Source organism: Henriciella sp. (assembly GCF_029936995.1).
Taxonomy (GTDB): Bacteria; Pseudomonadota; Alphaproteobacteria; order Caulobacterales; family Hyphomonadaceae; genus Henriciella.
In genome coordinates this window covers 444,431-457,698 of sequence record NZ_JAPYRE010000001.1, presented here as the reverse complement: position 1 = coordinate 457,698, position 13,268 = coordinate 444,431, and the positions used below count along the sequence as shown (strand labels likewise).

General features: G+C 61.2%; 11 protein-coding genes and 1 tRNA gene. 9 read left to right on the top strand and 3 right to left on the bottom strand.

What is annotated here, in order from left to right; all coding sequences use genetic code 11:
• The first annotated feature begins 60 nt into the window (after window positions 1-60).
• The 6 genes from carB to trxB all read left to right on the top strand — a co-directional run bounded on the left by carB (window position 61) and on the right by trxB (window position 7,204).
• Window positions 61-3,339, top strand: a complete 3,279-nt coding sequence (carB, locus tag Q1K31_RS02235) for a carbamoyl-phosphate synthase large subunit (protein ID WP_300376251.1) — start codon at window positions 61-63, stop codon at window positions 3,337-3,339.
• Window positions 3,340-3,408: 69 nt separating this feature from the next.
• A complete protein-coding gene (gene greA, locus Q1K31_RS02230) occupies window positions 3,409-3,882 on the top strand; it encodes a transcription elongation factor GreA (RefSeq protein WP_300377029.1) in 474 nt (157 codons plus the stop codon).
• A 151-nt stretch (window positions 3,883-4,033) separates the two neighbouring features.
• Window positions 4,034-5,149 (top strand): mitochondrial fission ELM1 family protein, encoded by a 1,116-nt coding sequence (locus Q1K31_RS02225; protein ID WP_300376249.1) that lies wholly within the window; start codon window positions 4,034-4,036, stop codon window positions 5,147-5,149.
• A 79-nt stretch (window positions 5,150-5,228) separates the two neighbouring features.
• Window positions 5,229-5,600, top strand: a complete 372-nt coding sequence (locus tag Q1K31_RS02220) for a cation diffusion facilitator family transporter (protein WP_300376247.1) — start codon at window positions 5,229-5,231, stop codon at window positions 5,598-5,600.
• The gene (locus tag Q1K31_RS02215; protein WP_300376245.1) at window positions 5,536-6,135 is read left to right on the top strand and encodes a cation diffusion facilitator family transporter; all 600 of its coding nucleotides are present in this window, start codon (window positions 5,536-5,538) and stop codon (window positions 6,133-6,135) included. Before Q1K31_RS02220 ends, Q1K31_RS02215 begins: the two co-directional genes overlap by 65 nt.
• A gap of 100 nt (window positions 6,136-6,235) precedes the next feature.
• Entirely contained in the window at window positions 6,236-7,204 is a 969-nt protein-coding gene (gene trxB, locus Q1K31_RS02210) for a thioredoxin-disulfide reductase (protein WP_300376243.1), read from the top strand.
• Between the two features lie 6 nt (window positions 7,205-7,210).
• Here the strand turns inward: trxB and Q1K31_RS02205 are convergent, their stop codons facing one another.
• Window positions 7,211-7,963 (bottom strand): hypothetical protein, encoded by a 753-nt coding sequence (locus Q1K31_RS02205; protein ID WP_300376241.1) that lies wholly within the window; start codon window positions 7,961-7,963, stop codon window positions 7,211-7,213.
• A 65-nt stretch (window positions 7,964-8,028) separates the two neighbouring features.
• On the opposite strand from Q1K31_RS02205, the gene Q1K31_RS02200 reads away from it, so the two are divergent.
• The 3 genes from Q1K31_RS02200 to Q1K31_RS02190 all read left to right on the top strand — a co-directional run bounded on the left by Q1K31_RS02200 (window position 8,029) and on the right by Q1K31_RS02190 (window position 10,560).
• Entirely contained in the window at window positions 8,029-9,141 is a 1,113-nt protein-coding gene (locus tag Q1K31_RS02200; protein ID WP_300376239.1) for an NAD(P)/FAD-dependent oxidoreductase, read from the top strand.
• A gap of 91 nt (window positions 9,142-9,232) precedes the next feature.
• Window positions 9,233-9,309, top strand: a tRNA-Met gene (locus Q1K31_RS02195).
• Window positions 9,310-9,738: 429 nt separating this feature from the next.
• Window positions 9,739-10,560 (top strand): alpha/beta fold hydrolase, encoded by an 822-nt coding sequence (locus tag Q1K31_RS02190; RefSeq protein ID WP_367187511.1) that lies wholly within the window; start codon window positions 9,739-9,741, stop codon window positions 10,558-10,560.
• A gap of 1 nt (window position 10,561) precedes the next feature.
• Here Q1K31_RS02190 and Q1K31_RS02185 read toward each other — a convergent pair whose 3' ends face one another.
• Both Q1K31_RS02185 and Q1K31_RS02180 read right to left on the bottom strand, forming a co-directional pair.
• Complete coding sequence (locus Q1K31_RS02185) at window positions 10,562-11,155, bottom strand: ATP-dependent Clp protease proteolytic subunit (RefSeq protein WP_300376237.1); 594 nt, start codon at window positions 11,153-11,155, stop codon at window positions 10,562-10,564.
• A 72-nt stretch (window positions 11,156-11,227) separates the two neighbouring features.
• Window positions 11,228-13,255, bottom strand: coding sequence for a hypothetical protein (locus Q1K31_RS02180; RefSeq protein WP_300376235.1), 2,028 nt, complete (start codon window positions 13,253-13,255; stop codon window positions 11,228-11,230).
• Between the last annotated feature and the right edge of the window lie 13 nt (window positions 13,256-13,268).

Below are 13,268 nucleotides of genomic sequence, written 5' to 3'. Positions count from 1 at the left end.
CTCCCCGCTATAGCGCACCCGTTTGACCGTCGGTCATGAATACACACGAGGAGATAGGGGATGCCCAAACGCACCGATATAAAGTCAATCCTCGTCATAGGTGCTGGTCCGATCATTATCGGTCAGGCCTGTGAATTCGATTATTCCGGTGTACAGGCGCTGAAAGCGCTCAAGGATGAAGGCTTCCGCGTCATCCTCGTCAATTCCAACCCCGCCACCATCATGACCGATCCGGACCTGGCGGACGCGACCTATGTCGAGCCAATCACGCCGGCTTATGTCGAGAAGATTATCCAGGCCGAACAGCCCGACGCAATCCTGCCGACCATGGGCGGGCAGACTGCGCTCAACTGCGCGCTCGACCTCTACAAGGAAGGTATCCTCGAAAAGTACGGTGTCGAACTTATCGGTGCACGTGCCGATGCCATCGAGATGGCCGAAGACCGCCGCCTCTTCCGCGAGGCGATGGACCGGATCGGGCTGGAAAACCCGCGCGCCGCTATCGTTGCAGCCCCGGAAATCAAGAACGAAGCCGGCAAGGTCATCGGCTATGACCGGATCGGCGGGCTTCAGCAGGCAATGGAAGTTCTCGAAGAGGTTGGCCTGCCCGCGATTATCCGCCCGGCCTACACGCTCGGCGGCACAGGCGGTGGCGTCGCATACAATGTCGAGGAATACGAGGAAATCGTCCGCTCCGGCCTTGCCGCTTCGCCGGTGGGCCAGGTGCTGATCGACGAAAGCCTGCTCGGCTGGAAGGAATTCGAGATGGAGGTCGTCCGCGACAAGGCGGATAACTGCATCATCATCTGCGCCATCGAGAATATCGACCCGATGGGTGTGCATACCGGCGATTCCATCACGGTCGCCCCGGCATTGACGCTGACCGACAAGGAATACCAGATCATGCGCAACGCCTCGATCGCGGTTCTACGCGAGATCGGGGTGGAAACAGGCGGTTCCAACGTCCAGTTCGCCGTCAACCCGGACAATGGCCGGCTTGTCGTCATCGAGATGAACCCGCGCGTGTCGCGTTCCTCCGCACTTGCCTCCAAGGCGACCGGTTTCCCGATTGCCAAGATCGCCGCCAAGCTCGCCGTCGGCTACACGCTGGACGAGCTGAACAACGACATTACAGGCGTCACCCCGGCAAGCTTCGAACCGACGATCGACTATGTTGTCACCAAGATCCCGCGTTTCGCCTTCGAGAAATACCGCGGCTCCGAGCCCCTGCTGACGACGGCCATGAAATCGGTCGGCGAGGCGATGGCCATCGGCCGCAGCTTCCAGGAGAGCATGCAGAAGGCGCTGTGCTCACTGGAAACGGGCCTGACAGGGTTCAACGAGACAGAGGCGGAAGACGAGGAAACCCTTCACTCCGAACTCGCCCGCCCCAAACCGGACCGTCTGCTCCATGTCGCCCAGGCGTTCCGCAAAGGCTTCAGCGTCGAGGATATCTACCGCATCACGGGCATAGACCGGTGGTTCCTGCGTCAGATCGCAGCCCTGATCGAAACCGAGGAAGAGCTGCGCCGCGATGGCCTGCCGGACAATACGCGGGACTTCATCACCCTGAAGGGCAAGGGCTTTTCCGATGCCCGCCTCGGGGAGCTGACCGGCCAGAGCGAAAAGGCCGTGCGCACCTCGCGCCACAAGCTCGGCGTGCGTCCCGTCTACAAGCGCATCGACACGTGTGCGGCCGAGTTCGAGGCGAAGACGCCGTATCTCTATTCCTCTTACGAGCACCCGCCTTATGGCAAGACACAGGCCGATGACGAGGCCGGCGTATCTGACCGTAAGAAGGCGATCATCCTTGGTGGTGGACCGAACCGTATCGGACAGGGCATCGAGTTCGACTATTGCTGCTGTCACGCCGCCTTTGCCATGGAGGAAGTCGGCATCGAGTCGATTATGGTGAACTGCAACCCGGAAACCGTCTCGACCGACTATGACACCTCCGACCGGCTCTACTTCGAGCCCCTGACGGAAGAGCATGTGTCCGAGATCATCGACCGCGAACAGACCGGCGGCGACCTGGCCGGCGTTATTGTCCAGTTCGGCGGGCAGACCCCGCTCAAGCTCGCCACCCCGCTCCATGAAGCAGGTGTGCCCATTCTCGGCACGAGCCCAGTCTCCATCGACATTGCCGAAGACCGTGAGCGCTTCGTTGCCGTGCTGGACCGGCTGAACATGCAGCAGGCGCCTTCGGCCACGGCCCGCTCGGAGGAAGAAGCCCTCGAGAAGGCACGTGAGCTCGGCTATCCAGTCATGCTGCGCCCCTCTTTCGTGCTTGGCGGACGTGCAATGGAAATCTGCCGCGACGACGCCGACGTCAAGATCTTCGCCAGGGAAGCCATGAAGGTCTCCGGCGACCAGTCCCTGTTCCTCGACCGCTATCTCAACGATGCCATCGAAGTCGATATCGATGCGCTCTGCGATGGCACGAACGTGCATGTCACCGGCATCATGGAGCATATCGAGGAGGCCGGTGTGCACTCCGGCGACTCCGCCTGTGCCCTGCCGCCCTACACGCTTTCTCAGGCCACACAGGACCGCCTGCGCGACCAGGCCGCCGCGCTGGCGCGTGAACTCAAGGTACGTGGGCTGATCAACATCCAGTTCGCAGTGAAAGGTGACGAGATTTTCGTCCTTGAAGCCAATCCGCGCGCTTCGCGCACCGTGCCTTTCGTGGCCAAGGCCGTCGGCGCACCGATCGCCCGGATCGCCGCCAAGGTCATGGCGGGCGCAAGCCTGACGGATTTCGACCTGTCGAAAGCCGTTCCGCGCCGCATCGCGGTCAAGGAAGCCGTCTTCCCGTTCGCCCGTTTCCCCGGTGTCGACCCGGCGCTGGGCCCGGAAATGCGCTCGACCGGTGAAGTCATGGGCTGGGATGATGATTTTGGCGCGGCCTTCCTCAAGTCACAGACGGCCGTGGACGTTCACCTGCCACGCGAAGGCACGGTCTTCATCTCGGTGAAGGATAGCGACAAGGAAGCCGTCATCGCCCCCGCACGTGAACTGGTCGAGCTTGGCTTTTCCCTCATCGCGACCAGCGGCACGGCGACTTTCCTGGAAGGCAAGGGCCTGCCCGTTGAACGCATCAACAAGGTCATCGAGGGTCAGCCCCATATCATTGACCGGATGATCAATGGTGGCGTCCAGCTGGTCTTCAATACGACCGAGGGGGTTCAGTCCCTCAAGGACTCGGCTTCCATCCGGCGCACAGCGCTCACCCGCAAGATCCCGTACTTCACGACGCTCGCCGCCTCACGGGCCTCCGTACAGGGTGTCCGGGCGCTCAGGGAACGCGAACTCACCGTACGGCCCTTGCAGAAAGCCTGAGCGCTTCCTACTTGACGGCGGTCTCGTTTGGACACAGCCTACACGTTTACGACAACGGTTATCCAGAACATGCAAAGAACACCCATGACCGCCGAAGGGCATGCAGCCCTCGACGCCGAACTGAAGCATTTGAAGTCTGTTGAGCGCCCGGCCATCATCGCGGCCATCGCGGAAGCCCGCGAGCATGGCGACCTCTCGGAGAATGCCGAATATCACGCGGCGAAGGAAAAGCAGAGTTTCATCGAGGGCCGTGTGGCCGAACTCGAGGACAAGCTCTCGCGCGCCGAAGTGATCGACGTGGCCAAGCTCAAGGGCGACAAGGTCGTCTTTGGCGCAACCGTCACCCTGATCGACGCCGATACCGAGAAGGAATCGACCTACCGCATCGTCGGTGAGGACGAAGCGGATATTGCCAAGGGCAAGGTCTCCAACTCTTCCCCGATTGCACGCGCCCTGATCGGCAAGGCCGTCGGCGACGAGGCCGAGGTTGCCGCGCCCGGCGGTGCCCGCGTCTACGAGATTGCGTCGATCGAGTTCAAGTAGGCCCTGACGTAAATGACAAGGATCGAGCCGGGCGGCTTCGCAGCCCGGCTTTTTTCTTGTTGTGAAGCCTGCTGAAGCGTCCACGTGCAAGTTAACCAAAAAGCTGGCAGACTCGCCCCATGCGCGAATCCCGAGCCTGCACCACACAACCATGACCAAGCCACAGCCGACATCCCCCAATGCCGCGCAGATGGGCCCGTCCGTCTGGGCGGCCTCTGACGGCCGCGCCGGGAATGCCGCCCAGGTCCGCGCGATCGTTCAGGCCCTCGGCGCGACCGAGCGCTGGATGAAGGTCGCGCATATTCACGGAACAGGCCACCGCGACAGCCCGATCACACTGGCGCCCCGCCCACCCTGGACGTGGCTGCCCGGCGGGCGCTGGCCAATGCCGCAGCTTGCCTTGCCGAAAGACCAGCGTGCACTGTTCACCTCTCCCTGGCCCGACCTCTGGATTGCCGCTGGCCGGCGCAGCGCGCCCTACACCGCCGCGATCCGTGACATGTCCGGCGGCAAGACGTTCACCGTCCAGATTCTCGACCCGAAATCGGACCCCGCCAACTACGACCTTGTCGTCGTGCCGGAACATGATGAACTTGAAGGGCCGAACGTGATCCGCACGGTTGGTGCGCCCTCCTATTTCGCACCCGAGGATATCGAACAGGCCGGACAGGCCTTCGCCGACCTCGCTGACGAGAATGCCCGTACTTGCATAGTCATCCTGGGCGGTGACTCCAAGGCTCACAGATTCACAGAAGACGCTGCCGACAGGCTGGCCGAAGACTTCCAGGCCCTCGCCGGGGCAGGCTGGCGCCTGCGGATCACGACGTCCCGGCGTACACCGGTGCCCATCATCGCAAAGATGCGCGCACTGGCCGACCGGATCGGCGCACGGTTCTGGGCCGGGCCGGAAGACGGCCCGAACCCCTACCTCGCCTGGCTCATCTATTCCGACGCCGCGATTGTCACCGAAGACAGCGCCAACATGCTCTCCGACGCAGCCTGGCATAGCCTGCCAGTCCATATCGCGCCGCTGAAGGGCACCAGCCCGAAGTTCGACCGCCTGCATGACAGCCTCATCCGTCGCGGCTGTGCCCGCTGGTTCGAAGGCGAACTCGAACGATGGCAATATCCCCCCCTGCGTGAGGCGGGGCGCGTCGCGGACGAAATTGTCGAACACCTGCTCGCACGGCACCCGCAGCCTGAGATGAAGTCTCTCGACAAGGGCGGTGACGAAGACAAGGTAGTCCTGCCAGACTGGATGAAATGAAACGGTATCACATAGCTAAAATGCTGTTTTGTAAGCATTTTTATTGACATTCAGCGCACGCACCCACATCTGGGCAGACATGGGACACGACCACTCTCATTCGCATGGCGGGCATGGCCACCATCACGCTGTCGCCGACACGGCTGACGCCCGCAAGCGCGTAGCCTTCGCCGCAGTCCTGACATTCGCTTTCATGATCGCGGAGGTCGCAGGCGGAATCATTTCCGGTTCGCTTGCCCTCCTGGCCGATGCTGCACACATGCTCACCGATGCCGGGTCCCTCGGGCTCGCCTGGCTCGGTTTCCGACTGGCCGAACGCCCGGCCGATGACCAGCGCAGCTTCGGCTGGGCCCGCTTCAAGATTCCTCGCCGCCTTCGTCAACGGCATGGCGCTGCTCGTGCTCGCCGCATGGATCGTGTTCGAGGCCATCCAGCGCCTGATGACCCCTGAACCTGTCATGGGCAGCGTCCTGATGGGCGTTGCGGTGGCCGGACTGCTCGTGAACATCATCGCCTTCTTCCTGCTGCATGGCGGTGACCGGGAAGACCTGAACATGCAGGGCGCGCTCTGGCATGTTGCAGGCGATCTCTTGGGCTCCGTCGCCGCGATTGCCGCCGCCCTGGTCATCATCTTCACAGGCTGGATGCCGATTGACCCGATCCTCTCCATGCTGGTCGCCGCCCTGATTGTCATCGGCGGCGTGCGCATCACCCTCCAGTCCGCCCATATCCTCATTGAAGGGGTGCCCGCGGGCCTCGAACCGGTCGAGATCAAGGCCGACATAGAGGCAAATCTGCCCGACGCGCTTGCCGTCGATCATATCCACGCCTGGGCGCTCACCGAACAGAAACCGCTCGTCACACTGGAAGTCACTGCACGCGAAGGCGTATGCCTCGATACGCTCCGTCAGGATGTCAAATCACGCCTCGAAGAAAAGTTCGGCGTCAGCCACGCCACGGTGGAAGTGCGCAAGTCTGTGGGTTAAGTCCTGCTACACGTCATGGTGAGCAGGCCGGGGCTTTAATCGAAGCTCGAGAATCCCCATACCTGTGGACTGAAACGAACAAGCATCGGAGTTCCGGGCGATGAGCGAAACGATCCATTCCGAAATCCTGATTATCGGGTCCGGCCCGGCCGGCTGGACAGCGGCCATCTATGCCGCCCGCGCCATGCGTGACACGCGCGTCGTTGCCGGCCTGCAACCGGGCGGCCAGCTCACCATCACGACCGAGGTCGAGAACTATCCCGGCTTTGCCGAGATCCAGGGCCCCGAGCTCATGGAAAAGATGCGCGACCATGCCGAAAAGATGGGCACCAAGGTCTCCGAAGATCACATCGCCGAAGTCGATCTCGACAACCGCCCCTTCAAGGCGATTGGCGAGAGCGGCACGGTCTATACCGCAGATGCCGTCATCATCTCCACTGGCGCACAGGCCAAATGGCTCGGCCTGCCGACGGAAGAGAAATTCCAGGGCTTCGGCGTCTCCGCCTGCGCAACCTGCGACGGCTTTTTCTATCGCGGCAAGGAAGTGATCGTGGTCGGCGGCGGCAACACCGCCGTGGAGGAAGCCCTCTTCCTGACCAACTTCGCTTCCAAGGTCACCGTGGTTCACCGCCGTGACAGCTTTCGCGCAGAGAAAATCCTCCAGGACCGGCTGTTCAAGCACCCCAAGGTCGAAGTGCTGTGGGACACCGTACTCGAGGAAGTCCTTGGCGACGAGAACCCGCTCGGCGTCACTGGCGCAAAGCTCAAGAACGTCAAGTCCGGCGAGGCGTTCACCCGTGACGTCCATGGCGTCTTCATCGCGATCGGCCACGCCCCACAGACCGAGCTGTTCAAGGGCAAGATCGACATGAAAGCCAATGGCTACATCATTACTGATCCCGGCACGACCAAGACCAACATCCCCGGTGTCTATGCCGCAGGCGATGTCACCGACGAGACCTACCGTCAGGCCGTAACGGCTGCCGGGCTTGGCTGCATGGCTGCACTCGAAGCCGAGCACTGGCTGGAAGAGCAGACGGCGATCGAGGAAGCGGTTGCCGCAGAATAAGTCTGTCTAGAACAGCTTAACGGCTGCTGCCTCTGCCTCACGCGGCGAATGGGTTCGCATATAGTCCATGAAAGACCGGGCGCGTGTCTGCATCAGCGCATCCAGGGCAGTTGGCGCACGCGCTTCGCCTGCCCGTTCAAGCGATGCCATGATGTCGTCCCGGTACTTGTCCGCGTTGAGGGTGGCAAGCGCACGGGCATACTGCCAGTGGAGTGACGGGCTGCTGGCCCCGCTTTCTATCGCGTGCGCGTAATACGAACGCGCCTTGTTCATGCTCGCCCCCATCCAGACCGCCCCGAGACGTCCGCCCCGGCGCATCACCTCGATATTCCAGACGGCCATGAACCCGTTTCCGTATACATTGTCCGGATCATCCTCGAGCACGGACGTCACAAGGTCCCGCGCCGTTCCGCCATAGCCGCGGTCAAGCGCTTCACTGGTACTCATCCAGCGGGACTTGAGCGAAAGGGCAAATGCCAGCTGCAGACGCGCCTCGATATGGCGGGGCTCAGCTTCGAGCGCCTTGCGCGCCAGGCGCTCGGCTTCATCGAGACGCTCCGGCGCAGGTGTGCTGCTAACCACGACATCGGCCAGCAGGGCCCGCGCAGCTCGCGCTTCATTGTCTGGCCCGCCGAGTGTCCTGGCCGCTTCAGCAGCCTCAAGGAAGCGGCCGGCGTCAAATGCTTCCTCCACCCGGTCAGCCGAGGCAGGCAGGCAGGTCACCAGACAGGCGAGGAGAAAAATGGCTACCGGCTTCATATTGCGAATTCTAGTGCGAATTAACGCATCGCCCAATCCCGGTTTTTTGGATATGCCGGAAGATAATGGAAAGCCTTGAAGCAGATCTCGTCGTCATTGGCGCCGGTGTCATCGGCCTTGCGGCCGGGCGTGCCGCCGCGATGAAGGGCCGCGATGTCATCATCCTCGAAGCCGAGGATGCCATCGCTGTTCATACCTCATCGCGCAATTCGGAAGTCATCCATGCCGGGCTTTACTATGCCACAGGCTCAAACAAGGCCCGCTTCTGCGTGGAAGGGCGCCGCCAGCTCTATGACTATCTCGATGCCCACGGCGTCACCTACAATAATTGTGGCAAGCTCGTCGTCGCGCATCCGCACGAAGCCGACGGCCTCTCAGCCATCATTGACCGCGCACAGGCCAACGGGGTTGAAGACCTGGAGCTGATCGACGGCGACGCAGCGCGAGAGATAGAGCCAGCGCTCAGCCCCGACATCTCCGCTGCCATCCGTTCGCCCGTCTCAGGCATTTTCGACAGTCACGGCTACTTCCTCGCCCTGCAGGGCGAGCTTGAAGATCATGGCGGCATGATCGCTTTCGGCACGCCGGTCGGGGATGGCAAGCTTACACGCGACGGCGTGGAACTCGTCACCGGTGGTGAAAGCCCGGCGCGTATCACGGCCCGCACCGTCATCAATTCCGCCGGCCATCACGCCATCACCATCGCCCGGCGTATCGAGGGGCCGCATACAGAGCGCCTGCCGCAGCCGCGTTATGTGAAGGGCAGCTATTTCAGCGTGCTCGGCAAGACACCCTTCTCGCGTCTCATCTACCCCATGCCGGACAGCGCCAGCCTCGGCCTGCACCTGACGGTCGATCTTTCAGGGCGTGGCCGTCTCGGCCCGGACGCGGAGTGGCTGCCCAAGGGCGCCTGCCCGCCTTTCGACTATCGCGTGGACCCGGCGCGTGCCGCCGCCTTCTACGAGTCGGCGCGGCGTTACTGGCCGGGCCTGCCCGATGGCGCACTTGCGCCGGATTATGCTGGCGTGCGCCCGAAAATCGTCGGTCCGGACGAGCCGTCAGGTGATTTCCTTTTCGACACGGTCGATACACGCCTGATCAATCTCATCGGTATGGAGAGCCCGGGACTTACATCCTCACTCGCCATTGCAGATCACGTAGCCAGTTTGCTGGATTAGGCGGTTGCAGACGCGTCTGAGACTGTGTATTCAGCCCGCTTCGGAGCCTTGATAGCCCCGGAACAGCCCCCGCGGCAGTCGAATGGTCAAGGGTTGGGTAGCTCAGCTGGTTAGAGCGCATGACTCATAATCATGAGGTCGGGAGTTCAAGTCTCCCTCCAACCACCATTCATTTCCGGTTTGCTCCGTAAAATTTTTGATCCAGTCGGTCAAAAAGGAAATGAATGCCCCCGGCAGGGGCTGCTTCAATCCACTTCACCAGAAAGAACTTGCTGGAGAGGCCTGCCAGGCACAGGCCTACCTGGAGGATTAATCTGGGACACTCCAAATATAACAGAACAGTAATATTTCGTCCTCGGCGCGTATCTACAAGTAGAAATACATCGGCACTGACGCTGCGACTTTCCGGCCCGCCATTTTCCCAATAACCACAACTGATTGCAGGCACAGGGTTGGCAAGAAGCCGCTCCCTGTATACTTGTTATCGCACAGTAGAGTAATCGAGTAGAGTGGCGAAGGGAGGCCTGTCTGGTCTCCCTTTTCGTTTTCAGGGTGGCCCGCAGACGCGGCCATGGGGTCTCATGAGGGGGCAGACCGCTGCCGCAAGCCGAAGCGCATAGACCAGACGATGACCTGCCCCCCGATTACTGGTGCGAGACAGGCGGGCACCTGCTGCGTGCCAAGGTCTGGCACGAGAGGCGCCCCGGCCTTCCCATCCTCTTCCTGAACGGTGTCGGCACGAGTCTAGAGATTGCAGCCCCGCTTGCCGCGCGCTTCCCCGGCCGGCGCTTCATTGCCGTGGAAATGCCGGGCTCCGGACTGACAGAAGCCAGCCACATGCCCCTGCCTCCGCCACTTCTGGCGCGAATGACGGTGGAAGCGGCCCGTCAGCTCGGCGCACCCCGATTTGATCTCATCGGCCTGTCGATTGGTGGCGCACTCGCACAGCAGGTCACCCTGCAATACCGTGACCGGGTTGCCCGGCTCGTCCTTGCGGGCACATGCAGCGGATTTTCCATGATGCCGCATGACTGGAGCGAAGACAGCCTGCTCGCCACGATGAACCCGTTCCTGGCTGTCCTGAACGACCTGATGAGTGACATGACCGGCCCGCACCTCAACGAACTGGTCGCACCTGCTCCCGCAGCGATGGCGGCACAGTTTGCCTCCTTCGCCGGATGGTCGAGCCTGCCTTTCCTGCCTTTCGTGCAGACGCCTACACTGGTGCTCGCCGGCGCGCGAGACCGTCTGGTCGCCCCCTCAAACGCCCTTCAGCTGGCGACATTCATGCCGAATGCCGAGCACCGTATCCTGCCCGATGCCGGACATCTCTTCCCGTTTACGGAACCGGAACGCACAGCCAGCCACATCGCCCGTTTCTTCGAAACAGCGCCTGTGGCTGAAACTGTCAGCGTCTAGATCAGGAAATTTCCTTGCGGCTGGTGACGATCTTGCCAACCATGCCGTACTCGACGGCTTCTTCCGCACTCATCCAGTGATCGCGGTCCGTGTCGGCCTTGATCTTTTCAAGCGTCTGGCCTGTGGCTTCAGCGAAGATCTTGTTCAGGCGCTCGCGCATGCGCACGATCTCGCGAACCTGGATCTCGACATCTGAAGCCTGGCCGCCAAAGCCGCCACGCGGTTCATGAAGCAGGAAACGTGTATTCGGCAGCGAATAGCGGTTTTCCTTCTTCGCCGCCGCATAGATCAACGCCCCGGCAGACGCGACCCAGCCCGAGCCGAGCACTTTCACTGGCGCTTCGACGAACTTGATCATGTCGTGGATCATGTCCCCGGATTCGACATGGCCACCCGGAGAGGAGATGACCAGAAGGATCGGCTTGCTGCTCTTGGAGCCAAGCGCGAGAAGACGCTCACAGACCCGCCGGGCCTGTTTGTCGTCAATGCCACCGGTCAGCAGAATTGTACGCGCATCAAACAGCGCTTCCTCAAGGAAGGCGTTCGGCTCGTTCATCGGCTTTGCGTCTTGTTCGTCGTCGAGCTGCGTGGTCATGAATACTCCGTCAAAACAGGTCAGACGCCATAGGTGAGACGCCGGGCCCCGATGGTCAAGCGGCTTGCTGCCCTATTCCGGTTTATGCGTTACCGAGAGGCCGAGCTTCTCCACAAATTGTTCCGGATCCTGGTCCACATCAACCGTCTCGAAATATTCCGGCGTCACCGGCTCAGACGGGGCCGACATGATCTCCAGACTGCCCCCCGATGTCTGGTAATACGCCGCGATGGATTCCAGCCACGCCCCTGCGGGTGGAAACTCCTGCGCGGCGGACCCCTTGATGGAACGGATCATGTTCGCGATGAAGTTTCGTATCTGCTGTGCATCCATATTGCCAAGCATCGCGCCCCAGCCCTCTTGCGGATAGAGCTTGGCAATGTCGTTCACATAGGCAAACAGCTTGTCATACCCTCCGTCATCGGCTTCGTAGAGGCGCGCGCCGCCAAAGGCAAAAGCCTCCTCGAATGCCTGCCGGAATGCCGCTTCGCGATCTTCGGCCTCATAGGCCTTCTGGACACCCGCGTAATCGGGAAGCCTGATACGCATGGACGCGGCGCCTTCCCCGAAGCCTTCGGAAGCCATGTCCAGTGAAATGACTGTTTCGCCGGTATCAGCGCCCCAGCTCCAGTTGGCGGAGACATTGAACGGGATCGTGGAGAGGCCATGCTCATCGAGCTTGCCGACGGCTGTTCGAAGGTTGGCGAGCACTTCCTCGCCTGATTTGCCTTCATCACCGGTTGCTGCGCCATCCTCGGAGGCCGGGTCTGTGGTTTCTGCCGAACCAAAAGCTTCTTCCGGGATGAAAGCAAGCGCGGTCTGGCCTACAGCCTCGGCATCCAGTTCGGCGCCGCTCATTTCAAGCCCGATCTTCTCTGGAATGAGCCAGGCAAAGGTGTCAGCATCGAGGTCAATGCGCTCGACACTGAAAATGTCGCCGTCATTGAGCTGAAGCGAATAGTCGCGCGCTTGCCACCGGCCGAGGCTCAACAGGTCGCGTTCTTCCATGGACGGAAATTCCGAGCGGGCGAGTAACCCGGCCAGCTTGTCCAGCTTGATGTCCTCATAGGACATGAAGGCTGTCGTCTCGACCTGGTCAAGATTGAACTCTTCCCAGCCCGCTTCGCTGAGGTCACCATTTTTATCATTCATTTCAATGAATTGTGACTGGACCCTATCCACAACAACCGCCCAGCCAAGGTCGAAGCCATTCAGGTCTTCATAGCCATAGAAAGCACTGCTGCCTTCAATTGTCTGGGTCATGCCCGGCTGGTTTACGGCGACACGAACCTTGATGTCATGCATGCCGGCCGCTTCAACGCTGAAGGTACGGCCAACGGCGACGGCCTGCTGTGCCAGACGCAGGAAATAGAGGCCCTCCTGCTGGTCCGCCCGGTCCTCTTCGCTCATCTCCTCATCGTCCAGCCCAATATCTGCGAAAAAGCTGTCAGACGCTGCCACCAGTTCGTAGGGCCGCAGCGACATATTGCTAAGGACCATTTCCGATATTGTGGCCTCGAATGTGTCGATGCCGACTTCAACAGGCTCGCCGCTCTCCTCCTCGATCTCCTCTTCCAGTCCTTCGAAGACCGTCCCGAGTGCCCCGGCAATACCGAAATAGCTGACATCACGCGCCTCGAAACGGTTAAACGCGAGCCCTTCTTCCTCAAGGCGCTCACCATTAAGACGTGCAGCCATAAGACCGGTATTGAGGCCCCAGACTTCAGCATCACCTGCTTTCAGGCCGAATGCCGGGTCAGTATTTATCGTGATCGTAAGATCCGAGAAGGCCGTCGCACCAGTTTCCTCATCGAACGTTTTTTCATCCCAGCTAACCGAGACCAGATCTGGCAGCGCGTCACTAAGGCCCGAGATGTCGGCTTCCTGGCCGCCCTGGATACTGAAATCCTCGTCCGCCAGCTTCTGAAGCCCTGCAACTGAATCCTGCCAGGCTGGCGCGTCAGTCCTATCGACCGCCTTCTCTTGCGCCTGTCCTGTCTGTGGCTCTTCGGCAGGCGCCTCGCCGCCATTGCCGCACGCCCCCAGGTTTCCCAGGGCCCCCGCCATCAATACTGCGCTCAGCGCGGAAACATATTTCATTGGCAGCCCCTGT

Excerpts from the sequence above, each read along its gene's own strand:
- Q1K31_RS02215 (WP_300376245.1), top strand. The coding sequence starts at position 5,536 with ATGGCGCTGCTCGTGCTCGCCGCATGGATCGTGTTCGAGGCCATCCAG.
- Q1K31_RS02205 (WP_300376241.1), bottom strand. The coding sequence starts at position 7,963 with ATGAAGCCGGTAGCCATTTTTCTCCTCGCCTGTCTGGTGACCTGCCTG.
- Q1K31_RS02180 (WP_300376235.1), bottom strand. The coding sequence starts at position 13,255 with ATGAAATATGTTTCCGCGCTGAGCGCAGTATTGATGGCGGGGGCCCTG.
- Q1K31_RS02220 (WP_300376247.1), top strand. The coding sequence starts at position 5,229 with ATGGGACACGACCACTCTCATTCGCATGGCGGGCATGGCCACCATCAC.
- greA (WP_300377029.1), top strand. The coding sequence starts at position 3,409 with ATGCAAAGAACACCCATGACCGCCGAAGGGCATGCAGCCCTCGACGCC.
- Q1K31_RS02185 (WP_300376237.1), bottom strand. The coding sequence starts at position 11,155 with ATGACCACGCAGCTCGACGACGAACAAGACGCAAAGCCGATGAACGAG.
- Q1K31_RS02200 (WP_300376239.1), top strand. The coding sequence starts at position 8,029 with ATGGAAAGCCTTGAAGCAGATCTCGTCGTCATTGGCGCCGGTGTCATC.
- carB (WP_300376251.1), top strand. The coding sequence starts at position 61 with ATGCCCAAACGCACCGATATAAAGTCAATCCTCGTCATAGGTGCTGGT.
- Q1K31_RS02225 (WP_300376249.1), top strand. The coding sequence starts at position 4,034 with ATGACCAAGCCACAGCCGACATCCCCCAATGCCGCGCAGATGGGCCCG.
- trxB (WP_300376243.1), top strand. The coding sequence starts at position 6,236 with ATGAGCGAAACGATCCATTCCGAAATCCTGATTATCGGGTCCGGCCCG.